This window comes from Chitinophaga sp. MM2321, from assembly GCF_964033635.1.
Classification (GTDB): Bacteria; Bacteroidota; Bacteroidia; order Chitinophagales; family Chitinophagaceae; genus Chitinophaga.
This window is the reverse complement of sequence record NZ_OZ035533.1, coordinates 2080500-2105177: the sequence shown is the minus strand read 5'-3', so window position 1 is coordinate 2105177 and position 24678 is coordinate 2080500. Positions and strand designations below refer to the sequence as shown.

The 24678-nt window shown below is 43.8% G+C and carries 16 protein-coding genes; 3 read left to right on the top strand and 13 right to left on the bottom strand.

The window, feature by feature from the left end:
• Positions 1-34: 34 nt before the first annotated feature.
• Positions 35-1321 carry a glycoside hydrolase family 71/99-like protein gene (locus ABQ275_RS08160; RefSeq protein ID WP_349317792.1) on the bottom strand — a complete coding sequence of 429 codons (1287 nt, stop codon included), beginning with the start codon at positions 1319-1321 and terminating at the stop codon, positions 35-37.
• Positions 1322-1485: 164 nt separating this feature from the next.
• Here ABQ275_RS08160 and ABQ275_RS08155 point away from each other — a divergent pair, with 164 nt between their 5' ends.
• Positions 1486-2409: an SMP-30/gluconolactonase/LRE family protein gene (locus tag ABQ275_RS08155; protein WP_349317791.1), complete on the top strand. Its 924-nt coding sequence runs from the start codon at positions 1486-1488 to the stop codon at positions 2407-2409.
• Positions 2410-2591: 182 nt separating this feature from the next.
• Positions 2592-3020: a response regulator gene (locus ABQ275_RS08150; RefSeq protein ID WP_349317790.1), complete on the top strand. Its 429-nt coding sequence runs from the start codon at positions 2592-2594 to the stop codon at positions 3018-3020.
• Here the strand turns inward: ABQ275_RS08150 and ABQ275_RS08145 are convergent.
• The 11 genes from ABQ275_RS08145 to ABQ275_RS08095 form a co-directional block, all read right to left on the bottom strand.
• A complete protein-coding gene (locus tag ABQ275_RS08145) occupies positions 3002-4687 on the bottom strand; it encodes a PAS domain S-box protein (protein WP_349317789.1) in 1686 nt (561 codons plus the stop codon). The two genes, ABQ275_RS08150 and ABQ275_RS08145, sit on opposite strands and share 19 nt — an antisense overlap.
• Positions 4688-4772: 85 nt before the next feature.
• Positions 4773-5642 (bottom strand): sugar phosphate isomerase/epimerase, encoded by an 870-nt coding sequence (locus ABQ275_RS08140; RefSeq protein WP_349317788.1) that lies wholly within the window; start codon positions 5640-5642, stop codon positions 4773-4775.
• A gap of 2 nt (positions 5643-5644) precedes the next feature.
• Complete coding sequence (locus ABQ275_RS08135) at positions 5645-8077, bottom strand: sugar-binding domain-containing protein (protein ID WP_349317787.1); 2433 nt, start codon at positions 8075-8077, stop codon at positions 5645-5647.
• Positions 8064-9071, bottom strand: coding sequence for a nucleoside hydrolase (locus ABQ275_RS08130; protein WP_349317786.1), 1008 nt, complete (start codon positions 9069-9071; stop codon positions 8064-8066). Before ABQ275_RS08130 ends, ABQ275_RS08135 begins: the two co-directional genes overlap by 14 nt.
• Position 9072: 1 nt before the next feature.
• The gene (locus ABQ275_RS08125) at positions 9073-9897 is read right to left on the bottom strand and encodes a polysaccharide deacetylase family protein (RefSeq protein ID WP_349317785.1); all 825 of its coding nucleotides are present in this window, start codon (positions 9895-9897) and stop codon (positions 9073-9075) included.
• A gap of 27 nt (positions 9898-9924) precedes the next feature.
• The gene (locus ABQ275_RS08120) at positions 9925-12111 is read right to left on the bottom strand and encodes a PQQ-binding-like beta-propeller repeat protein (RefSeq protein ID WP_349317784.1); all 2187 of its coding nucleotides are present in this window, start codon (positions 12109-12111) and stop codon (positions 9925-9927) included.
• Between the two features lie 6 nt (positions 12112-12117).
• The gene (locus ABQ275_RS08115; protein ID WP_349317783.1) at positions 12118-13590 is read right to left on the bottom strand and encodes a RagB/SusD family nutrient uptake outer membrane protein; all 1473 of its coding nucleotides are present in this window, start codon (positions 13588-13590) and stop codon (positions 12118-12120) included.
• Between the two features lie 18 nt (positions 13591-13608).
• On the bottom strand, positions 13609-16911 hold the full coding sequence (locus ABQ275_RS08110; protein ID WP_349317782.1) for a TonB-dependent receptor: 3303 nt from the start codon (positions 16909-16911) through the stop codon (positions 13609-13611).
• Positions 16912-17166: 255 nt separating this feature from the next.
• Positions 17167-18363: a FecR domain-containing protein gene (locus tag ABQ275_RS08105; RefSeq protein WP_349317781.1), complete on the bottom strand. Its 1197-nt coding sequence runs from the start codon at positions 18361-18363 to the stop codon at positions 17167-17169.
• 121 nt (positions 18364-18484) lie between these two features.
• Complete coding sequence (locus ABQ275_RS08100; RefSeq protein WP_349317780.1) at positions 18485-19072, bottom strand: RNA polymerase sigma-70 factor; 588 nt, start codon at positions 19070-19072, stop codon at positions 18485-18487.
• An 83-nt stretch (positions 19073-19155) separates the two neighbouring features.
• Complete coding sequence (locus tag ABQ275_RS08095; RefSeq protein ID WP_349317779.1) at positions 19156-19749, bottom strand: hypothetical protein; 594 nt, start codon at positions 19747-19749, stop codon at positions 19156-19158.
• A 203-nt stretch (positions 19750-19952) separates the two neighbouring features.
• Between ABQ275_RS08095 and ABQ275_RS08090 the strand changes: the two genes are divergently transcribed.
• Positions 19953-22331 (top strand): ABC transporter permease, encoded by a 2379-nt coding sequence (locus ABQ275_RS08090; RefSeq protein ID WP_349317778.1) that lies wholly within the window; start codon positions 19953-19955, stop codon positions 22329-22331.
• 26 nt (positions 22332-22357) lie between these two features.
• Here the strand turns inward: ABQ275_RS08090 and ABQ275_RS08085 are convergent, their stop codons facing one another.
• The gene (locus ABQ275_RS08085; RefSeq protein WP_349317777.1) at positions 22358-24634 is read right to left on the bottom strand and encodes a hypothetical protein; all 2277 of its coding nucleotides are present in this window, start codon (positions 24632-24634) and stop codon (positions 22358-22360) included.
• Positions 24635-24678 lie beyond the last annotated feature (44 nt).

Sequence of the window (24678 nt, the reverse complement as noted above, 5' to 3'; positions counted from 1 at the left end):
CCTCATGCAGGCGTTTCACCCCCCTGTTCATGTACTATTTACGTTCCGGCAACACCAGGCTAACAGGTTTTTCTTTACGCAACATCTTTGCCGCCTCACCGGTGAGCCATAAATACCAGTCGGAAGGCTTTCCATCCATACCAATAAATGCAACATCCGTTTTTGTTACAGGTGGGTTATCCGAACATTTAAAAATGGCTGTACCTTCATTTACTTCATCAAACATCGCTACATAAATCATAGAAGCACCTGCATTGATGGCAGTAGCTAATTGCTGCCAGTAAAACCGGCCGCCCTGCCGCGGAATAGAGCCCAGTGGTTTTACATCATCAGGAAATTCATAACGGCTCAGGTTATGCCAGCTGAAACCGGGATATACACAGGGAACATATTCCACCTTGTTTTTACGGCACCATTCCATATCACTGATCAGCAGATCCCGGTAGCGGTCCATATCATTATGCAGCAACGGCGAAAATCTTTGTACTGTCCAGGGCAATACCATATCTGCCTGCCTGATCAGCGTGTGCAGGTAAGGATCGTGGATACAATCTGCATTCAGTTCCCGCCAGGAAGTAGGCACACCCAGCATCACGGTACAGTTGCCATATACCGGATCATTTTTCAGAAAATCAATGACCCGTTCCAGACCAATGTTACGGATATCATAAGGCCGGTCCGGAAAACCCACGCCCCAGATCACCACTACCGGCTTGCCATTTTCATGCAGATAGGTATGGGTGCCCGTCTGCCGGGTAACCCCGATCTCATCTACCAGGTATTTCCAATCGTCAATAATAGAAGAACAATCTTCCCCCTTTCCTTTCAAACCGGAAAGATCATACATAACAGCAATCGCTCTTTTATATTTTGATGCCGCCAGCAATGCATTGCTCAGGATAGTGGTGGATTCGGACCTGCTTTTCCGGTCCCGCTTTGTTTCCTGGAAGAACCGTTGCATGAATACACCATCTACGCCATATTCCTGCATCCACTTAAAATGAAGATCAACGGTACTTTTATCGTGCGAGCTAAAGAAACGCGCCTGGCTGCCATCTTTCAGCAAAAAAGGAGTGGCATAGGTTTGTTCATACTCGCTTACATCCGGCCATGCATCAATACCACTGCGGGTTTCATCGCCATAAACATGACGCCGGGAGGAAGTACCATCGCCTTCTGCCCTGAACCAGCCCTGGTATCCGGCCATCACCAGTCCTTTAAATGATGGGTAGGTAGTTTGTGTACTGTCCTTGTTTTGTGCTGATAAAGTCTGACAACATAGCAAAAGCACAGCAGCTACCAACAATAATGAGTTTCTCATGTGGAATTAATTTAGAAAGTAATTTGATAAGCGGAAGATGTTATTGCTGTTCTTGCAGCAGCCTGCAAACTAATACCGATGGCTTAACGGCAGACTTAATTAAATACTAATTCGCCCGTTAATACCATCTTTTCTATAATAATTTCCCGATAATTACTACACTTGTGAAACGATTCCACGATATGCAAATAATAAAACAAGTTTATGCAGGCATTTTCTTTTGCCTGATATACGCACTACAACCGGTACAGGGTCAGCAACCCAATGCCGGCATCATTGCTGATAATGCCACTCCGCAACTGGTTTCCAGCCAGTTTTCTTTTACCGAAGGGCCGGCGTCAGATAAAAAAGGCAATATCTACTTTACGGATCAACCCAATAACAAGATCTGGAAATATGATACAGACGGGAAATTGTCTGTTTTCATGGACCCTGCCGGTCGCTCCAACGGTCTTTACTTCGACAGGAAAGGCAATATGCTGGCCTGTGCAGATGAAAAAGATGAACTATGGTCCATTACGCCCAAAGGAAAGGTGACCGTGCTGGTAAACAATTTCGAAGGACACCGGCTGAATGGCCCGAACGACGTATGGATAAGCCCTGCGGGCAATATTTACTTTACCGATCCTTATTATCAACGCGCTTATTGGGACAGGCAAAAACCCGATATTGAAGCTCAACAGGTATACTATCTGCCAAAAGGCAAAAAGAAACCGCTACTGGCAGCCGGAGATCTTACAAAACCCAATGGTATCATCGGTACCCGCGATGGGAAATGGCTTTATGTAGCTGATATCGGCGCCGATAAAACCTACCGGTACAAAATCAATAAGGATGGTACCCTCTCAGACAAGCAACTCTTCATTTCCAAAGGTGGTGATGGGATGACCCTGGACAATTTGGGTAATTTGTACCTATGTGGCAACGGTGTATTGGTTTATGACAAAACAGGGAAGGAAATTGAACATATCGCCATCCCGGAAAAATGGACCGCTAATATCTGCTTTGGCGGAAAAGATAACAACCTGTTATTCATTACCGCATCCACAGCCATTTACACCTTACAAATGAAGGTGAAAGGGGATTAAAACATTTTGGGATGCTGAGATGCTGTTTCCGGGATGGTATTCCACTGTAACCAAATGACCCGAAATTACTACCATCATATGTTCGTTGGTACAGGCAGTGCCGGGGCCTTTTAAGGACTGGCATTAATTGTGATACCCATTGCCATGTCCGCAATGTTTAAATAATAACGATGGTAAAAAAGATGGCATATATTCTCCTGGCAGACGATGATATTGAAGACCAGGAAATTTTAGTGGAAGCTATTTTAAATCTCGATGCTACTGTGGCGATACAAAGTGTACAGAACGGGCAGGAAGTCCTGAAATACCTGGAAGGTTGTGCTGATCATGAGTTGCCTGCGCTTGTAGTTCTTGATTATAAAATGCCGATCCTGAGTGCAGCCGATGTTTTAGAGAGAATGAATGATCGTCCCCGTTATGGCTCCATTCCTAAAATAGTATGGAGTACCTCCCGGCAACCGGAACATATAAAGCTATGCATGGAAAGAGGCGCCACCCACTATTTCACGAAGCCGGTTAACCTTACAGAGCTTACGGCCCTGGCAACGCAGATCCTGGAAATACGGGGTAATAGTATTAATACAGTGGATGCTCAACCACAGGGTATATAAAAGGTAAAGCAGGCTCCCTCACCAGGAATGGCCGCCGCCTCTATGAAACCTTTATGATTCTGCATGATCTTTTTACACAGGGATAAGCCGATGCCCGTTCCCGGATAATTCTCTCTCCCATGCAGCCGCTCAAACATTTCAAAGATTATTTCCGAAAATTCAGCCTCAAATCCAATCCCGTTGTCCTGAATAGATATTTTGTGCATTTCCTGACCAGCAGTTATGCTTCCTGCTTCTTCAGCAGGGTTCAGTACCCTTTCATAATTAATTATAATATGCAACACCCGTTGCGGAGAATGATATTTAAGTGCATTACCTATCAGGTTGTCAAACAACTGCCGGATTTGAAAAGGTATCCCGGTGATAACCGGTAGCGGGACTGCTGCTATAACAGTATTTGTTTGGTCAATAACGTCCTGGTAAGAAAAGCAGACTTCTTCCAAAGTTTTATTCAAATCAACCTGCTCAAACATTTCAGCGGTTGTAGACATTTTGGTGTAAGTCAGCAGATCTTCAATCAATTCCTGCATGCGCATGGCTGCCATGCTGGTCCGGTCTAAATAGTTTTTTTCTTTACCGGGCAATTGCACCATCTCGTTACCCATAATAGCGGTAGTATAAAACTGGATCTTTCTCAAAGGCTCCTTCATATCATGCGCAGCAGCATAAGCAAACTGCTGGAGTTCTTTGTTCTGCAATTCCAGTTCACCCGCGTACTGTTTCATTTTATCTTCCGCTGCTTTTCTCTCGGTAAGGTCGCGGGTTACTTTTGAAAACCCGATGATGTTGCCCTGATCATCATGTAAAGCGGTGATAACAATGCTTCCCCAGAATGCGGTACCGTCTTTTCTAAGCCGCCAACCTTCATGGCTGGCCCGCCCAAGTGTCCGCGCTTCTTCAATCAATTTTTCCGGCAATTTATTTTGCTGATCTGCCGGCAGATAGAATATCCTGAAACTCTTTCCTACAATTTCTTCTTCTTTATACCCTTTTATTTTTTCTGCACCTTTGTTCCAGTTCTGTATAATACCATTTTTATCCAACAGCAGGATAGCATAATCTTCCACTTCCGCGATCATTTTATGAAACCGCTCCTCACTCCTTATCAGTGCTTCATTTTTTTGCTCTACTTCCAGTGTTCTTGTTGCTACTTTTTGCTCCAGCTGGTCCGCCAACTGGCGAAGTTTTCGCTCATTTTCCTGTAACGCCTGCTCTGATTGTTTTATCTCCGTAAAATCAATCAACATATTCACTGCCCCGGTAATTTTACCGGACTGATCAAAAATGGGTCTGGGATGGACACGCACATTCCGTCTTTCCCCATCCGGGCGCTCCACTATGATCTCTTCTCCTGATAAAGGACGCCCCTCTTTCAAAGCAATGGCCATCGGGCAGCTATCCAATGGAAGATGCGACCCATCCGGCCGGGAAATCTTCCAGGAGCCGCACCATAAGTCCACCCCTATAACCGGCTCACGCCCCCAAAGCATTGCTGCCGCTTTGTTGTAGGACGTTATATAACCTTGCTGATTTGTTGAATACATGGCAACCGGAAACCCGAAGAATAGTTGCTGATACTGCTCTTCACTTCCCTGTAATAAATCTACGATAGGAGTTACTGCCGATCCCTGCTTCCCCGGGGAATCATTTTGAGGCTCTTTATACATGAGGTTGCTATGTTCGTTCACTTAACTTAACTGCACTGCATGCAATATACCTGATATTTGATTACATCATAGCGTCCTTCTATCACTACCTGAATGTCTTCTTAAAAAAATCACAACTCTTTTTTATACTGCGGAACGGGTTCATAGAAAAATTTTCCTGTTCGATAAAATAGCGGCGCACCCCTGCTTCTTGTGCATGTGCAAAGATCTTTTTGAAATTGATACTCCCGCTTCCTACTTCTGTATTTAATGCCGGATCTGATTTATCCATATCCTTGATATGCCACAACGCAAACCGGCCAGGTGCTTTTGCGAAAAGCGCCAGCGGATCTTTACCTGCCTTGATGGCAAAATACAGGTCCAGCTCCATTTTTACCAAAGAAGCATCCGTTTCTTTCAACAAGATATCATAACCGGTTTGTGTACCAAATTGCTTAAACTCAAAATCATGGTTATGATAGGCCAGCTGTAAGTTGGCGCTCCTGCATAATTCACCGGCCCTGTTCAGCTTTTCAGCCGCCATTTTACAGCCATCAGCTGTGTTGTACAATGCTTCCGGTAAACTGGGAATTACTATATATGTTTGTTGCATGATGTTGGCCGCCTCCATAAAGGATAGGATAACATCATCAAATTCTTTAGCCACCTGGTAATTCACCGGGAAATAGTAATGCCCACTGGAAGAGATGAGCTGATGATCGTTCAGCAATTGCTTAAATATTTTCGGGGCCAGTCCGAAAAACTGGTTGCCGCCGCCAAAAGTCTCCACATCTGCATATCCTGCTGCTGCCACTTTTGCCATGACTCCTTTCACATCTTTCTTCAATTCTTCCCGCAATGTCCATAGCTGCAATCCCGCTTCCGGCGCTTTGAGCAGGAAATCGGATGGATTGATAAACAGACCTGCTGAAAGCAGTCCTGCCTGTTGAATGAAAGTTCTCCTTGGTATTGCCATAATCATTTCTGTTTAATCATTAAATCCACTACCGCATCTTTTAATCCCGGGGAGCTGATGGTAACCACGGCTTTGCCTGGCTTGTCCAATGCCTGAATATACACCTTTAGTTTTCCCCGGAAAGCATGATGATGGTTTCCTTTATAATCTGATGTATCTGTAGGATTTGAATTTTCTATTCCCAATAATTTTACCGGTCCTGCTGTATGAATAGTAATGTTATTTTCTGCGAGATAAACGGGTACGTTATGCTGATCATCTACATAAACCGATATACTTGTTACATCTTGTCTGTCTGCTTTTAAATAAGGCTTGTCACGCTCCGCCCTGAGCTGCGTGGCGGCTCCCGCCGTGTTCAATTCATACTCCGCCAAAACTTTTCCACCTGAACCTGCCCTTGCTTTCAACGTACCTTTTTCATATGGCACCAACCAGGTGATCACATGATCTGCAAAGTCGGCCATCTTTTTCTTTCCTAATGATTTGCCATTTAAGAACAGTTCCATTTCTTCGCAGTTAGTGAATCCGCGTATTTTAATTGTTTTACCGGCTGTCCAGTTCCAATGAGGCAATGCATTATGATGATCCCATAAATAGTAGATGGTAGGTTCCGTTACCGTTGTATCCCATGCGCCGATGTATGCCATTGGTTTTTCGCTCCACAAACTTTGGCGGAAATACGCTTCCGGTTTAAAAAAACCTCCCAGGTCAATTATTCCAAAAGGATTAAGCCGTTGCGGCCATTTAAATGATTCCCCCATGTATTCAAATCCGGTCCATAAAAATTGTCCTATTACAAAATCGTTATCCGTTACGGCTTTCCAGTATTCAAACCGGTGGCCGGTTTCACTGCCATAGAGGATCTGTCCCGGATACTTTTTATGATTTGCAGGATATAGGCTTTCCTGGTAATTATACCCCACTACATCTAAAGCACCTGCATAACCTACTTGTGTAGACATATAAGCAGAAGCAAGACCAGAGGTAACCGGGCGTGTAGTATCAACAGATTTAACAACGGTTGTGAGCTTTTGAGCGAGGTCCTTCAGCCTGGCTGCATCGGGATTACCAGGTGTATACCGCGCAAAAGTTTGCGGATTGGCAAAGCTATCAAGACTGGGATGCGTATAAGGGTCATTCGGGAAATCTATTTCATTGCCAATGCTCCACATGATAACAGATGGATGATTTCTGTCGCGCAATACTTCATCGCGGAGATCCGTTTCTCCCCACTGCGGGAAATACTGCGCATATCCGTTCTTTACTTTTTTGGTCTGATTCCATCCGTCAATCCATTTGGTTTTAGGATGATCCCATTCATCAAAAGCTTCTGCTATTACCAGGAAACCTTGTTCATCACAAACGTCCAGGAATTCCGCTGAGTGCGGGTTATGACAGGCACGGATGGCATTACATCCTAATTCTTTCAGGGTATGCAGTCTTGATTCCCAAACGGCGCGGGGCACAGCTGAACCCAGTACACCCGCATCATGTACCATACAAACGCCTTTCAGCTTCATGTTTTTCCCATTCAGAAAAAAACCTTTTTCACTGTCAAACCGGAGCTCCCTGATACCTGTTTTTATATCCTGCTGATCAATGACCTTTCCACCTGATCTGATGGTTGTCCGCAGCGTATACAGATACGGCGTATCTACAGACCATAACTGAGGCTTGGGAACAGTGAGACTTAGTTCAAATGTTGTCTCTCCTTTACCGGAGATGCTTCCGTTGGCCGTTGTCCTGGCAATGTTATTGCCGGCAGCATCGAGCAAACTGGTTTCAACAACAACGGAACGAGTCTTTTCTGTTTCGTTTTGCAAGGCAATGGAGGTATTTACCAGCGCCTGTGCATGCGATACGCTTGGTGTGCGGACAAAAGTGCCCCACTGTTTTATATGAACAGGATGCTTATACAACAGGTAAACATTCCGGTAAATGCCGGAACCTGTATACCATCCAGAGTCTGTAAGGTCCGTGTGATCAGCCTTTACGGCGATCACATTTTCTTTGCCGAAAATGATCCAGGGTGTAAGGTCGTATTCAAAAGCTATATAGCCGCTGGGACGTTTACCCAGGTAATGTCCGTTAATCCAGACCTCACTGTTTTTATAGACCCCATCAAAATGAATAAATACTTTCTTTCCTTTTTCCTTTAACGGTGCAGTAAACGACTTGCGGTACCATCCTATTCCACCCGGCAGATAGCTGTTGCAACTCGGCAGGTCTTTATTAAAAGAACCTTCGATACTAAAGTCATGCGGCACATCCAGCAGCCGCCAATCCTTATCATTAAAAGCGGGTTTAAAGGCGTCCGGAAGCTCACCATGATGGAACTTCCAGGCGAAATTAAATAATTCACGACCATATTCCTGTTGTGCAAAAACAGGCACTGATAATACTATCAGCAACAAAGCCAGGCTAATTCTTCTCATACTTTTCTTTCAACTTCTTATAGAGTAATTCAAACGTTTTTTCCCGGTCTGCATCGTAGCATCTTAATAGTTTTCCGTTACTCCTGTAAAAGTTGTAGGTAAGATCTGGTTCTATAGTCGGGCAGGTGGCTGCTTCCCATTTTCCGATTTCCGGATCAATCAGCACGGCAATATCTCCCATATCAAAAAAGCCCCTATTGGCGCTTTTCCATTGTTCATTTTTAAGACGGTAGTTGTACAGGTATTCCCCCAGCTCTCCATAAGGTTTTACATGCGCTTTGGAATCTTCCATAGAAGCAGATAACTGGCCACCTGTATCAAATAATACAAATGGTAAAGGGGTATGAAATAAAATGCGGGCCGCATGCATATCGCCAAAAATGTTATAGTTATAGGCTTTAAACGGCCACTGGGTGCGCCCATGCCAGAATACCACGATTCTGTCTTTAATAGCAGGTTCCTGCAGGTAAGCGGCAGCGATGTCTGTTGCAGACCCCAGTCCTATGATCCATAAAGGATTTTCCGGTGTTCCGGCCATGGCTCTTTTTATAATAAAGTCCACTCCCGGCGATTTGTTTGAGGTACTGTGATACTGCATCGGCTGTGAGCCGGCATACACGGGATATTTCCCTGCCATCCCTGCTTTGCTGAGGATAGTACGGATAAGCGCCGTTGATTTTTCTATACTTTCTGGACCAAATTCGCCCAACATGCCATAATCAAAATTTCCACCAACAAATCCTTCTATCTCAAACCGTTCCGGATAAAGAAGCGCCAGGGAGATGGCCCATACATCATCCACTTCCGTAGCGGCATCGCTGGCTATGATCACCCGGATACGTTGCTCTTTGGGAGGAATAACAGGCGCCGTTGATTTCTCTCCATAATAATTTTTTACTTGTGCCCATACAGGCTGTCCTATCATGATCGTCAGGCAGCAAATAACGATGGCGACAATTGTTCTCCGTTCCATGCTGAAAAAATAAGTGTCCATACTATTTCATCTCCTTTTTACCTTTCCGCTGAGCGGCAATATAGTCCATCACTTCCTGGAATGTTGCCACCCACACATCATTACCGTGGCTTGCCAGGTACTGCAATAGCTGTTCATGCGCCTGTGCCGACACTTCTATATAATCGCCGCCTACTCCATGAAACATAAAAACGCCCAGGCCCCCTTTCTGCTGCGCAGCTTTAACAAAAGCAATCAATGCATTGCCGTCCGGACTATTCGTAACGCCCCAACTGGGCACCCGGAAAAAATTCAGCCCCTTCAAATCGGTGATAACCGCTTTTTCATCTCCACCCCAACGAACATATTTAATAAGCCCTGAACGCTTTAAGCTATCTGTATAATCCACTCCACCGGCTAATGACTCACTACAGGGGAAAGCAAATGTGCGGGTTCTTTTTCCATCAATACCAAACAGTATTTTATTCATCATACCAATTTCCCGCAATGTTGTATTCACATCATAATTCTCTGCATAATATTGCGGTGAATTTTTATACATCCGCTCTGAGCAGGGATGGTACAGCGTATGATTGGCCAGTTCAAAACCTTGTTTACTAATGCTGCGCCAGCGCAGCATCTGGTCTTCCGTTACACTACCGGTGAGAAAAAAGGTGCCGGTTAATTTATACTTGTTCAGTTGAGGAATGCCTATATCCAGCTGTGAGGTCAACCCATCATCATACGATAAAACAATAGCCGCTTTTTTACCGCCCGGCCATTTATTCACTTGCTGTGCATAGCCTTCATTCATTATCGTCAACAATAATAAACTGAAGATTAACCTGTATGCCGTTGTCATTCTCATGGCCGTTTTTTTTTAAATTATTCCCGTTTACTTTCCCGGTAATGCAAAAGCAACATAGCTATCACCGGATTTTGTCTTCAATTTTCCACCACCACAGGCAATCACCACATATTGTTTCCCGTTCACTTCGTAGGTAGCTGGCGTGGCAAATCCGGCAGCAGATAAAGGCGCTTCCCACAATAGTTTGCCCGTTCTTTTATTAAATGCGCGGAACTTCCCGTCTTTAGTAGCCGCAATGAATAACAAGCCACCTTTTGTTACTACGGGCCCGCCATAATTTTCAGTTCCTGTAACCTTTGCACCGCTTGCCTGTAAAACAGAATCAACACCGAGTGTTGTTTTCCATACATGCTCTCCCGTGTTCAGGTCAATGGCCGTCATCGAGCCCCAGGGCGGAGCGATAGCCGGATTACCGGATGCGGTCAGGAATTTATCATAGCCGGAATGCTGATACGGTACCATCCGGAAAGAATCTGCTGCAGTTAGTTGTGAAATATATTTTTTGCCCTGTTCTTTTTTAAGATTTAAAACAAACGATGCGATGGCATCTTTATCTTGCTGGCTGAGGTGTTTAAAAGCCGGCATCATCCCTCTTCCTACATTGATGAAAGCTACAAAACTGCCAGCATTGTATTTTTTATTTGCCGCTGTTATAGCCGGGTAGTTGCCGCTGCCTTCCCGTTCGGGACCATGACAACTCATACAATTTTGTTTATAGAGCCTTGCTCCTGCCTGTGCGAAATTTTCGGTGTGTACCTTTTTCTTATCAACATCAAGCATCCGGAGTATCCATGCCATTTCATTCGCATTTACGTACAAGATCCCCGTTTCCGGATCTACTGCGGGTCCGCCCCATTCTGCACCGCCATCAAACCCCGGCAGGATAACCGTTCCCTGTTTTGATTGTGGGGTAAACAATTTATTACTTCGGTAAGAAAGTAGTTTTTTCTTTACATCATCATATTCTTCTTTTGATAAGTAAGGATTAATATCATTTACAGTAAACTGTTGACGCACGAAAGGAGCTGGTTTCTGCGGAATGGGTTGTGTAGGCCATAACCTTTCACCGGTCAGTTCTGTTACGGTATCAACAGGTGTTTCTATTACCGGAAAAAGGGGCGTTCCGTTTTCACGGTCAAACAGGAACACAAACCCTGTTTTAGTGGTTTGTGCTACGGCATCTATCTTTTTACCGTCATGATTTACGGTTAATAAAACCGGCGCTGAAGAAGGGTCCCAGTCCCAGGTATCATGGTGGATATATTGAAAGTGCCAGATGTATTTGCCGGTAGCAGCATCAAGTGCCAGGATGCAGTCCGCATATAAATTTGAGCCCCGTCTTTTTCCGCCATAAAAATCTGTAGCAGCTGATCCTAATGGAATATAAGCGATGCCTCTTTTCTGGTCAATCGTCATTCCCATCCAGTTATTAGCGCCCCCGGTCATTTTATAGGCTTCCGGATTTTCCCATGTTTCATAACCCGGTTCTCCGGGGTGTGGAATCGTATGAAATTGCCATACCTTTTTACCTGTTCTCACATCATATGCCCGTATATCGCCAGGTGCAGCATCCATTGCCTCGGATACCCTTGATCCGCACAGCACCAGATCTTTATAAACAGATGGCGCAGAAGTATTGGTGACAAACAGGTCCTGTACGTTTTCCATTTCCAATCCTTCGTGTAAATCCACTTTCCCGTTTACACCAAAACTGCGATCCGGTTTACCTGAATCCGCATCAAGCGCATACAGGTAAGGACCGGCAGTATAAAAAATACGTCGTTCTTTTTTGCCATCACTCCAGTAAGCAACGCCCCGGTTGTTGTTCATCATAAAGTGAAACCACTTTTCCCCAACAGTGGTATCATTGGGCGAGAACACCCATTTCTCCTTACCGGTAGCCGCATCAATGGCGAATACTTTCAGCATGGGAGATGTGGTATACATGATACCATTTACAACAACCGGATTGCATTGAATTTGTGAATGAGCGGAGGTATCGGCATCCCGGGTATGAAATTCCCAGGCCACCTCCAGCTCATTCACATTGGAAGTATCTATTTGTGTTAAGGAAGAATATTTATTCCCTTCCTCATTACCATGTGCCCTTTTCCAGCCACTATAATCTTCCGGCTGGTGATTGTTGCAGGAGGTCAGGATGAATAATGCACCTACGACCGGAAAAAATTTTAAGTACTGAAAAAAGATCATCATGTTTTGTTATAAGTTAGGATTGACGCTCGCATCACCTAATGGAACAGGAAACCAGTAATCATCTTTGGTAATAGTCCCTATTGGTTGAAGGTCTGCCGCGTTTTTATTTGAGTTTGCTTCTTCTACTTTTTCCAGACGAATTAAATCGAACCACCGGGTGGTTGCCTCACCGGCAAATTCCCATGCTCTTTCCATTACTACCGCATCCGCAAAAGCAGGTCCTCCTAAATTAGTGGGAGCGTCTCCTAATCCGGCGCGTTTACGCACCTCGTTCAATGCCTTATAAGCATCTGCATTAGGTGTACCGGTAGCTCTGGCCTGTGCTTCTGCATAGATCAGCAGCACATGCGCATAGCGCATTAAATGCACCGGCATAGAGGAATACCAACGGTCGTTGTGTTCGATCCTGAATTTCCCATAATAAGGATGCTTGGCAATACTATTCTGCCATTCCACTAAAGTACCATCTGCTTTATGGAACACCGTATAAAAGGTAATATCCTTTCTTTTGCCGGCGGGGAAATTATTAAAAAAATTGATTTCCGCGTGATAATCTTCCCAGCCACCTTCTTCCGCAGGAACAGTCGGAGCACCCGCCATAGAGTTGGTAGATCCGCCATAATTTTCCGATGTATGAATGGCCATTACCTCTTCTTTTGTACCGATAGCGGTAACATTACCAGCCCATAATACGGCAAAGTCTACCAGTTCAAAACCATAGGTGGCTTTATTATCGATCACTTCTTTTGCTTTACTGGCAGCCATTGCATATTTGGAAGCGTCTTTGATCGGCCATCCGGCTTCTGTGAGATAAACGTCTGCCATCAGGGCTTTCACTGTGCCTTTGTTAGGTCTTCCTGGATCGCGTTTAGTGTTTCCCACGAGTGTTTCAGCAATCGCTAAATCACTTTCGATGACTTTATATACGTCAATGGGCTCCGATTTTGTCATGTTCAGCAACTCCGTTGTAACAACGTATTCCACTTTTGTTAGCAGTGGAATAGGACCAAATCCCCTTACCAGCCAATAGTAGCTTAAAGCCCGCAGATAATAGGCTTCTCCCAGTATCTGATTGATCGTGGCCTGATCAGTAGCTGCAATAGGAACGATACCCGGTGCATTTTCAATGACATTATTAGCGCCTTGAATCGTTTTGTAACAGCCATTCCATATCATCGCGATATGGCCGTTTGATGATGTCACTGCAAACTGATCAATTTGTCTGAATTCGGCCTTATTCCCACCAAACAACGTGGTCAGATCATCGCCACCCATACCAAATCCCTGCGTGCTGGAATTGATAAACCCTCTGGACCACGTACGTGCCAGTCCTTTGTAAGATCCGGTCAGCGCAGCTTCCAATCCTGTTACATCAGCTATTGCTGCCGAGCCCTGAACCAGCCCTTTAGGCGATTCTTCCAGAAATTTAGAACAACTCACCAATAGCCCGCAAAAAAGAAAGACCATATATTTTTTCATGATAATCTTTTTTAAAATTTAAAATGTTACGTTTAATCCAATCGTATAGACCTTCGCGTTAGGATAGGCCCCTTGATCCAACCCCTGTTGGGTATCAGCTACATATCCATTCCAGGTAAGCCCTTCAGATTGATTAGAGTTGGCTTCAGGATCTATGCCGCGGTAATTGGAAAAAGTAAGCAGATTGGTAGCACTGATAAATAACCTTGCCGATGCAATGTTTTTCAACTGTACTCTTTTAAAATCATAAGATAAACTCAGATTTTTCAGTCTTAAGAAATCTGCTCTCTCAATAAAGCGGGAACTTTGCGCTTCGGAATTACTAGGTGCAGAACTGAAACCCGGGATATCGGATGTTTCATTTACGCCAGGAATATAACGGTTTTTGATATCAGAGAACAGGATCTCTTTAGCATCCGTGCTTCCCAGCATACCATAAGCATAAGAATAATTTAACTTGTCCATGCCATACAATCCTTGCACGAAAACATTCAGCCCAAAGTTTTTGTAAGTAAAAGTATTATTCCATCCTAAAGAAGTTTTAGGTAATGCATGTCCTATTATCTGGTAATCATCTTCGTCATACTTCCCATCGTCATTCACATCCAGGTAGCGGGCATCGCCTGGTTTAAGGCCATATCTTGCCGCGTCGGCTGCGTCCTTAGCCTTATAGGTGCCCAGGTATTTATAGCCAAAGAAAGTACCAATAGGTTCGCCTGGTCTTAATATAAACTCGTCAAACCGTATTTCCTCCCGGTCTTCGCCCAAGCTTACCAATGTATTTTTTACAAAAGAGACGTTGAATGAACTATTCCAGTTGAAATCCCTTCTGGCAAATGCATTCACACCCACTGAAAACTCCCATCCCTTGTTTTGCATATTACCCACATTCGACAGAATGGAATTGCCACCCAGGTAGCCTGGTACAGGCTGATTCAGCAATAGATCACGGGTATTCTTTACGAAATAATCGGCAGTCAGCGTAACGGCTCCCTGGAAAATTTCCACATCTATCCCGGCATTAATCTGTTCGGTTGTTTCCCATTTCAGATCCAGGTTACCCGGATTACCCAAAGCAATACCGGAAACAATCGTACCGGCTGCGCCATTGAATACCATCCCCGCATCATCCAGATTGGTGGTATAGGCAGAAAGGGTTGCATAAGGATTAATACCCTGATTACCCGTTAAGCCCCAGCTACCTCTTAATTTCAAATTCTGGAAAATATTCAGGTCTTTGAGGAACGGTTCTTCAGATAATTTCCAGCCAACAGCTGCGGACGGGAAGGTGCTGAACTTATTCTTTCCGCGGAATTTGGAAGATCCATCGCGGCGAATAGAGGCAGACACGAAATATTTATCTTTATAATCATAGTTAACCCTACCTAAGAACGATAACAAACTCCACTCACCATAACCGGAACCCACTTGAGAGGAAACGGAAAGTGCCATGTTGTTGTATTTCAGATCGGGATAAGTAAGCCCATTCACTGATACATCAAAACCGGTTCCTTTGGATTGTTGTGTTTCCAATACCCCGGTCACTTCCAGATTATGAACATCATTAAATACCTTTTTATAGGTCAGGTTATTGGTGTTCTGTATCAGGATATTTTCATTGGAAGCACGGGAAGCCGAAGGCGTATTAGCCGTGATGGCAGGGCCAGCGAATCCTTTGTACTGATCATTGGTATAGTTGATACCACCCTGAATATCCAGGGATAATTCCGGCAAAAACTGATAACGTACTCCACCTATCAGGTTTACGTTCGTTCTGTCGTTTCGGTTATCGGATTGTTCATTGATCGCTACCGGATTAGAGAAGATAGAACTGGTGGGATCTTTGATGGTATACTGTCCGTTAGGCGCATAAACAGGCGTTGTAGGCGCCCACGCAAGTGCCTGTCCTAAAGAACTGCCCCTTGCTCCGGTACCACTGCTATTATGATTTTCTCTTCTGATACCGGTAAAATTAAGCCGGAGAGAAAACTTGTCAGTAATCTGCGAAGCAACGTTAGAGCGGATAGAATAACGCTTAAAATCCGAGTTGCGGATAATACCTTCCTGGTTTAAATAATTACCGTTGATCAGGTAGGTGGTTTTCTCGGAACCTCCTGTAAAACCAAGCTGGTATTCTTTTCCTATGCCGGATCTGAAAATTTCATCCTGCCAGTCTGTTCCGCCTTTTTGCCGGAATCCCTGGATCTCTGCATCAGAAAAGCGCGGTGTGTATCCACCGCCGGGAGGTGTCAGTGCCAGGTCGCGGGCATTGACGGTCTCCGCAAAGTCTGCGGCATTCATCACATCATAACGGCCAATCACTTCTGAAGTACTGAGCCTGGTCATGAGATTTACCTGCATCTTACCGGACTTGCCCGTTTTGGTAGTGATAATGATGACACCATTAGCGCCCCTGCTGCCATAGATAGCAGTAGAAGAAGCATCCTTCAAGACAACAATAGAAGCGATATCTTCTGTGTTGATATTATTAAAGTCTGCCCCTACAAAGCCGTCTACCACATACAGCGGACTATTATCGCCTGTTAAGGAGTTGGAACCTCTTATCCTGATACGCACATCACCACCGGGAGAACCGGAAGTAGTGGTTACCTGAACACCGGTTGCCCTGCCTTGTAAAGCCTGGTCTAAACGGGTAACGGGCTGGTCTTCGAAATCCTTACTGGAAACGTAAGATAATGACCCTGTGAGATCACTTTTCTTTGAAGTACCGTATCCAATTACTACGATGTCACTTATCTGCGTGTCTTCCCGCTTCAAAACAATGGACATCTGCCCGCCTGTAGCCGCCACTTCCTGGCTTTCGTAGCCGATGAAAGAAACGATCAAAACGGCCTTGTTATCGGGAATCTGCAGGTTGAAATTTCCATTGGCATCAGCCGAAGCGCCTTTGCTGCTCCCCTTTATCTTTACGGAAGCCCCGGGTAAAGGATTTCCCGCTTCGTCTACCACCTTTCCACTGATGTCCACAGGTGGTGGCGCCAGCATGGACGAGGATTCCAGGTTCGCTGTTTTTGGATTAACAATAATGATCTTATTGCTGATCGTGTATTCCAGCGGTTGGTTTCTGAAGCAAATGGCCAGCACCTCTTCCAGGCCGGCTTTGTCTACATTAATGTCAACTGGTTGTGTCTTTTTAATGACGTCGGGGTCATAAAAAAAGAGATACCCGCTCTGTAGCTTGATCTCCCTGAAAAGCTTTTCCAGGGGCGCTTTCTTTTCAGAAAGGGTTATTTTCTGGGGATATACTTTGGCGCTCACCTGAAGGCAAATACCTAGTAATAAAATGCTGGTTATCTTCATAAACTGCATTGTTTTACTGTTTGCACAGGGCCAATTGCAAACAGCGGTTATCAGTCTTTGTTTACAGAAAACTTTTAAAAACATAACTTTGTGCTGTTTAGGTGAAAGAATAGGTAATGAGATTCCATCAGTCTTATATAAATAAGACTGGCCTGAACGCTTCGCCGGGGGGTGCCGCAAACACTTCCCGGTTTTTGTTTAGCTGACTAAATAAATTGTTTCTTCTTTTTTAACGTGTTCTTTTCTGGTTGACCTTTATGGTGTTACTATCAGTTTTTTCCCTTCTATTCTGAAATGAACGTGGCTTAATTCTAATATTTTTAATACTTCAGATAAATTGAGATGACGGAATACATGTCCGGAAAAGTGCCGGTGGGGTATCTCTCCCTCGTAGGCTACATCAATATCATACCATCTTGATAACTGCCGCATGATACCGGGTAGGTCTACTCCGTTGAACCAGAACAGGCCATTTTTCCAGGCTACGGCTTCTTCTACTTCTACCCCATCATTAAATTTTATTTCATTACTCCTGGATACCTGTGCCTGCTGGCCAGGCTTCAGTAAAGTGGTAGCCGTACCTTTTGTTATCCTTACCGCACCTTCCAGTAACGTAATTTTTGTGGTGGCCTCATCGCCATAGGCATTTACATTAAAGTGTGTGCCCAATACATTTACCGCTACGCCATTTGCGGTTACTTTAAAAGGCATCTCTGCATTTTGCACTACTTCAAAATAGGCTTCTCCCACCACATCCACCTTTCTTTCCTTGCCGGCAAAGGCAGTTGGATAGGTGACTGACGAAGATGCATTCAGCCATACCTGTGTACCATCCGGCAGGATCAGTTTATACTGGCCTCCACGCGGCGTACTCATAGTATTATACAGGATCTCCCTGCTAGCCCCGCCATTTTGCTGGTAAGATAACTGTCCATTTGACAATTTTACCACACTGCTGTTCCCCTGTTGTGCCAGCATCCCGTTGGAAGCACTGTCCAGTACGATTTTTGCGCCATTTGATAAAGTCAGCACCGCTCTGTTGCCGCCTGGCATTACATCCTTTTTCAATTCAGATTTCTTATCCTTTTGGGCAAGCGGGCTGCTGGGCGTATAACGGCTCCAGAAGTAGGCGGTAATGCCAATCAGCAGCATAACGGCTGCAGCAACCTTTGTAAACTGTAAATATTTCCGTGTTGACCGTATAGGTATAATTTCAGCTTCATTCTGTTCCTGCATTTTTGCTTTTTCCTGCATCTGCCGGAACATTCTGTCAATATCAGCGGACCCCGACAAGCCACTATACGCTTTCTGATGCAGCTTTTCGGCTAAAACGCGGCGCAGGACTTCCAGGTTATCCTGGTCCTCTGTACCTGCTAAAAACACTTTTAATTCTTCCGGTGTTAGCTCACCTTGCAGAAAGTTTTCCAATAAGTGCTCGAAATCCGACGTCATAGTCAATATTTTATATGGTGCCATGATGATACCTGTATGCGGTATCAGCATCCGGCAACTCATTCATACTACTATAAAGACGTAAGCTGGAGAAAATAGGGAGCAACAGAAAAAAAATATTTTATAATTGCAGCATTATAAAGACAAGTACCGGTGCTGCATGTTGTCCCAGATGTTTCCGGAGACTGGCGATCGCCCTTACAATATGGCTTTTAACGCTTTCCCTGGAGATGCCCATCTTCACGGCGATTTCTTCGTGTTTTAAGCCCTGGAAGCGGCTGAGACAAAAAGCAGTTTGTTGTTGGCGGGGTAGTGAGCTAATGCCCTCGCGGATAATTTTTTCCATCTCCTTTAATTCAATATTATCAACGGGAGAAAGAGAGGGGTCTTTAAAATACTCTGTCAGGTATTGTCCATATTCATACGTGAACACTTTCTGGCGAAGCTGATCAAAAATCAGGTTCCGGGCGGTTATAAAAAGGAAAGCATCGAACCTGATGACGTCTTTTAACTTTTCACGCTTTACCCAGATCCTGGCAAATACTTCCTGTGCCATATCTTCGGACATCTCCGGAGATTTGGTAAACATGAACGCGGTGGAATAAATCTGGTCCCAGTAACGTGTGAATAATTCTTTATAAGCTGCTTCATCCCCCCCGGCTACTTTCTGGACTAACTCGCTCTCAGTATACAAGCTGGTTGGCAACATTTAAAACATAATATACCTTCAATATAATTATATTATTACAATTCCACCGGACAAAGTTTAAGCTCCTGTAACTACGGTCGCTTTTATTTCTTCATCTTTTTATCAATCTTACCTTGTAATACGGAAATAAGATTAATACACTCTTCTAAACGGGGAATACTTTTACTGCCATCAATAGCCAGATCCTTTTTACTCACCTCAACACCGGCAAAAAATGCTTCCAGGCTGGATAAGTAGCGGACTTGCTGTCCATATAAAACATCATAAATTTCATCATTCAGACGGTCGCCTTCTGCCCGGAGCTCCTTGCTTGCCAAATCAGTAACACTGCGCATCCGTTCCATAACGGTGCTCATCTTCGTTTTCATCAATTCCAGGTTATTGATATCCTTCCTTCCGGGAGCGATATTATTCCGGAACAAACTGTCTGAAAGGGTTTTTCTCGTCTTCATGTAACTGGTCAGGTCCTGTTTCAACTCTTCCAGATACTGGTTTAACTCGGCTCCTTTTTCGGGGGAATAATATTTATCTATATCATTATTCAAATGCTTGACCCATGCCAGCATCTCCACAGTTACATCCCTGACAGCCGGGTTTTCTGATTGTCCAAATGAATGAACAGAAAGGATCAGCAAAAAAAAGAGAACCAGTCTGAAGCGGACTTTACTAAAAATCATTTTTTATTTTAAGGTATGAAGTTTTTCTTTTAGAATTTGGGAAGCGTTCAAAAGTGAACAGTTTTTGTATCGAAAACGAACAAATTCGTATTGAGGAGGCAACTATCTCACTGTAAATCAACCACATGACTATCCGGCACTGTCTTAGCACACTGTCCCTTCAAACTGTACCCGTTACCATTTCAATGAGTTATTGACATTTTATGATTAGAAATTTCTTCAAAGTCGTTTACCGGAATCTTCTGCGTAATAAAGGATTTTCGGCAATCAACATTGCAGGTCTTGCAGTAGGCATGGCTGCGGCGATCCTTATTTTGCTGTGGATACAAGACGAGCAAAGCTACGATGAGTTTCATAAAAACAAAGACAGGATATACGAGGTATGGAATCGTGTACCATTTGATGGCAAAGTCTCCTGCTGGAATACCGTATCTGCATTGACGGCCCGCGCACTGGAAAAAGATCTGCCTGAAATAGCGCGTACCGTAAGGGTAAACACGAATGATAATATGCTCTTTTCAGTTGGTGATAAAAAATTAATGAAGTCGGGAATGACGGTTGATACCGGTTTTCTCCAGATGTTTAGTTTCCCGATGCTGAAAGGAAATCCGTCCACCGCCCTGTATGATATACATTCAGTAGTGCTTACTGAAAAAACAGCCAAAAGTTTATTCGGCCATGAAGACGCCATGGGGAAAATTATAAAAATTGACAATAGAGATAATTTCACTGTTACCGGCATTCTAAAAGATCCTCCTAATAATACAAGGTTTGATTTTGAGTACCTATTGCCCTGGTCATCCTTAAAATACAGGGAGGGAGAGGATTGGGGCTGGAGCGATAACAGCACCCCTACCTATGTGATGCTGAAGCCAAATGCAACCTATGCTGCTGTGGCTCCTAAAATAAAAGGATTGAAACAACAATACAGCGATGAAGCAAAAAAGATAAAATGGGAGCTGTTTATTTACCCGCTTCACCGCTGGCGTATGTATTCAAGCTTCACCAATGGTGTGGAAGACAACGGCGGTCGCAGCACATTTGTAAAAATATTCGGTATCATCTCGGGGTTAATATTATTGATTGCCTGCATCAATTTTATGAACCTGAGTACTGCAAGAAGTGAGAAGCGGGCGAAGGAAGTAGGGATACGAAAAGTAGTGGGCGCCCAGAAAAGTTCTCTCATCAGCCAGTTTATCGGGGAATCTGTTTTTATCGCCTTCCTGGCAGGTATTGTAGCTATCATTATTGTTCAGATAAGCCTACCCAGCTACAACCAGCTTACAGATAAAAAACTATTTCTAAACTTTGGCAGTATCTATACATGGGTGGCATTTATCGGGTTTATCCTGTTCACGGGTTTATTAGCCGGCAGTTATCCCGCATTCTTTCTTTCATCTTTCCAGCCCGTTAAGGTGTTAAAAGGTACATTCAAAAAAGCAAATGCATTAGTAACGCCAAGAAAGATACTGGTCATATTGCAGTTCACATTTGCCACCATGCTTATCATCTGCACGATTATCGTAAAACAACAGATAGACTATGCCCGTGACCGGGAGACAGGGTATAACAAAGATAATCTCATTTACCATTTCATGACGGGCGATATACCCAAGAACTATGCATTGATAAAAAATGAATTGCTCGAATCAGGTATTGCAACATCCATTACAAGAACAAACTCCCCGCTTACGGAGCGGTGGAGCAATGGCTGGGGACAGAACTGGGAAGGAAAGGACCCGGATGATAAAACATCTTTCGATCGGTATTTATCTGATGAAGGACTGGGTACTACAGCAGGGTTACAATTTATAGAAGGCCGTGATTTCGACTTAAAAAAGTTCCCTACTGATTCAACGGGGCTGATTATAAATGAATCGGCACTGAAAACAATGAAGTTCAAAGACCCGATTGGCAAAATAGTAAGTGACCTTGGCATTGACTGGCATATTGTAGGGGTTATAAAAGATTTTATTCTTACCAGCCCTTATGAGCCAACAAGACCGATATTGATATGCGGTGCCAAGAGTAGCTTCATGAGTTTTAAAGTGATACAGATAAAACTAAACGGGCATAATGCTACTGCTCAAAACCTGAAAAAGGTAGCAGCTATTTTCAAAAAATACAACCCGGAATATCCCTTTGAATATAAGTTCGTAGATGAAGCCTATGCGGAAAAATTCGACAATGAACAACGCCAGGGGACTTTAGCCGCTTTATTTGCAGGACTTACCATTTTCATTTCATGCCTTGGTTTATTTGGTCTTGCTACATATATGGCAGAAAGCAGGATAAAGGAAATTGGTGTGCGGAAAGTATTAGGCGCATCTATAACAAACATTACTACTTTATTATCCAAAGATTTTGTAAAGCTGGTCATTATTTCATTTGTAATAGCAGCGCCATTATCATATTGGAGTATGTATAAATGGTTACAGGATTATGAATATCATGTCAGTATTCAATGGTGGGTATTTGCGGCGGCATGTTTCTTATCAGTAGCGATTGCCATATTAACGGTCAGCTACCAGTCTATCAAAGCGGCATTAGTGAACCCGGTGAAAAGCCTGAGAAAAGAATAATCAGTCCCATCATCTTTCTTTGAAAATTACAGCAGTTTTACTTTCCCCGCCGCAGTAATATAAACCTGCCTTGTTTCTCCCGTTTTTAGTTTTACTTTAGGCCAGTTTACAAAAGCGGTGTAGTCAAGCGCCTTTAATGCCTGCTGACTGGTTTCAGCAAAAACGGCCACATTTGCATCAAACTGTGTAGGATTTTTCAGCAACAGCGTGGTACCATTAGCCTCCTGCTTAACAATTTTTGCTGCTACATGGTCAAACACATACAGTTTATTCTTGTCGGTTTGTATATATATACCCGGCAATTCCAGTCCCATGAGCATACCATTGGTTTCTGTCCATGAGTTGCGGGTATTGATGTAGTTGCCGATACTTTCTCTTCCTTCTGCATCGCTGGGTTGTATGCGCTCCATACTTGAACCGACAAGATTATTGGTTGTTATATGATGCGGCGGTATGTTTACCGCTTCTGCATGTGCATGTTGAATATCTCTGATCAAATCGGCATACAATTGATTACCGGTAGCACGATAGAGTTTAAACAAATAATCACCAGATGCTGTACAGATGCCCGGCGCCGCATGTTTGTTTTGAATACTTGCCCAAACAGCACCCGCCATTTTTGATTGTAGTTTTCCAATCTGACTATTAGATGGGAAAACGGGATCATAGGAAATTGTCCATGTAGCGCAAAGCGCAGCCTGTACTTCGGCCTTTTGCAACCAGGTTTTATCGCTTGTATAATAGTATAATGCCATTAATGATTCCAAAAACCCAAAAGCCGATTCAGCATCTGCATCCATTGAAATATCACCACAATGACCACCAGTGAGTCCTTGTTTTACTACATCTCTTGTGTAATAATAGTTAGCGGATTCTTTTGCTATCTGCAACCATTGTGGTTGTTTAAAATATCCGGCAGCAATGGCCAGCCCCGCAGGTGCAATCGCTCCGGCTGTTGAATTGAATACGGCTATTTCACCTGTTTCGGGTGCAATATACTGTCCGAATTCACCATACTTTCTCCAGGTATTTGCAAATGCTGTTGCCAGTTTTTGAGCAGCATTTTCCCATTCCGGTTTTATCATACTGCCATATCCCTGCGCTTTAAAGAGCAACAAGTGCTTCATTAACCAAAGCAGGGCGTCACTGTTTTTACGCACCATTGCCTGCGGTTCAGGAAAATCGGGATGCATTTTTTCAGGGCGCAATTCACCATTCGCTGTAATGCCTCCATAAAAATAGCCACTCTTCCCTTGTAATTTACTTACCACAAAATCAAGTTCAGCTGCTACACGATTGCGCTCTTTTTCGTTATTAAGCGCCAGCATCGGATAACTGTTCATCATACCACTTACCCAGCCCAGTTGAAAATCTTTATTGTTTTCGGGTGTGTAATAGCTTCCTACCGGAACGGTTACAAAATTATTGCTGCAAATAGTGGTGGCCATTTCTAACTCCTTGCTCATCGGTAGCTGGTTACGTGGCTCGTTGGGTCCAATAAAGGCTTTCCGAACATGTATAAATTTCGTAAGCAGGTCAGGAATATTTTTTGCATCAAATACATAGATCCTGCATTGCAACTTCACTTCATCTCCTGCTTTCCAGTTGACTGCCTTATCGCCGCTCTGGTGAAAGTCACCAAACCCGGCGGCCAGTTTCCGCATAGCTGGTACCGATAGTGAAAAGCTGCAACTGTCCTGCGCGGCATTTTCTGCGATTGTCATTCCATGATTACCCCATTCCGACTGCTGATCTGTAAGTACTATAAAACCCTTTTTTGTAGCTGGTGAAAAGAAACACATAGCAGGAGTAGCAGCGTTACCTGTTTGCAATTCAACTAGCGATGCCTTTCCATATTCAATTGCCAGGCGTGGATTGTTGGAAATGGTAAGCGGTACTTTGGGATTGTAATACATATCCTTTGTATAAGGAGGGCTGTAGCTGTTTCCAATGCTGTGATAACGGTTGCCATTATAGACAATAGCAGGCACCATTACATAATTGTCCTGGCTCCACTTACTAAAACCAAACGAAACAGATAGGGCGGTAGAAAGTGAAACGCCTTCTGTTAACTTAAAACTGGCAGTTATATCCAGCGCCTCCGGGTGATTAAGTACCGGTTTAGCATGTAATTGCATACGCCAGTTATCAAATGTGAACTGTTGAGAATTCTGAACAACAGTCATTTTCTCTACGGGGTTGTAGCCTTCATATTTACTTACTCCTAACTGAATACTTCCACTAATGGCTTTTAATACGTTATTAACCTCATTAAAAGACTGCGCATATATAACCTGCGACATAAAACTACAGGACAAAACAAGCAACGAAGCTCTAGACACACGTA

What these genes read in the sequence shown, in the direction of transcription:
- ABQ275_RS08160 (WP_349317792.1), bottom strand. Translation starts at nt 1,321, where the DNA reads ATGAGAAACTCATTATTGTTGGTAGCTGCTGTGCTTTTGCTATGTTGT.
- ABQ275_RS08150 (WP_349317790.1), top strand. Translation starts at nt 2,592, where the DNA reads ATGGCATATATTCTCCTGGCAGACGATGATATTGAAGACCAGGAAATT.
- ABQ275_RS08145 (WP_349317789.1), bottom strand. Translation starts at nt 4,687, where the DNA reads ATGTATAAAGAGCCTCAAAATGATTCCCCGGGGAAGCAGGGATCGGCA.
- ABQ275_RS08140 (WP_349317788.1), bottom strand. Translation starts at nt 5,642, where the DNA reads ATGGCAATACCAAGGAGAACTTTCATTCAACAGGCAGGACTGCTTTCA.
- ABQ275_RS08135 (WP_349317787.1), bottom strand. Translation starts at nt 8,077, where the DNA reads ATGAGAAGAATTAGCCTGGCTTTGTTGCTGATAGTATTATCAGTGCCT.
- ABQ275_RS08130 (WP_349317786.1), bottom strand. Translation starts at nt 9,071, where the DNA reads ATGGACACTTATTTTTTCAGCATGGAACGGAGAACAATTGTCGCCATC.
- ABQ275_RS08125 (WP_349317785.1), bottom strand. Translation starts at nt 9,897, where the DNA reads ATGAGAATGACAACGGCATACAGGTTAATCTTCAGTTTATTATTGTTG.
- ABQ275_RS08120 (WP_349317784.1), bottom strand. Translation starts at nt 12,111, where the DNA reads ATGATGATCTTTTTTCAGTACTTAAAATTTTTTCCGGTCGTAGGTGCA.
- ABQ275_RS08115 (WP_349317783.1), bottom strand. Translation starts at nt 13,590, where the DNA reads ATGAAAAAATATATGGTCTTTCTTTTTTGCGGGCTATTGGTGAGTTGT.
- ABQ275_RS08110 (WP_349317782.1), bottom strand. Translation starts at nt 16,911, where the DNA reads ATGAAGATAACCAGCATTTTATTACTAGGTATTTGCCTTCAGGTGAGC.
- ABQ275_RS08105 (WP_349317781.1), bottom strand. Translation starts at nt 18,363, where the DNA reads ATGACGTCGGATTTCGAGCACTTATTGGAAAACTTTCTGCAAGGTGAG.
- ABQ275_RS08100 (WP_349317780.1), bottom strand. Translation starts at nt 19,072, where the DNA reads ATGTTGCCAACCAGCTTGTATACTGAGAGCGAGTTAGTCCAGAAAGTA.
- ABQ275_RS08095 (WP_349317779.1), bottom strand. Translation starts at nt 19,749, where the DNA reads ATGATTTTTAGTAAAGTCCGCTTCAGACTGGTTCTCTTTTTTTTGCTG.
- ABQ275_RS08090 (WP_349317778.1), top strand. Translation starts at nt 19,953, where the DNA reads ATGATTAGAAATTTCTTCAAAGTCGTTTACCGGAATCTTCTGCGTAAT.
- ABQ275_RS08085 (WP_349317777.1), bottom strand. Translation starts at nt 24,634, where the DNA reads ATGTCGCAGGTTATATATGCGCAGTCTTTTAATGAGGTTAATAACGTA.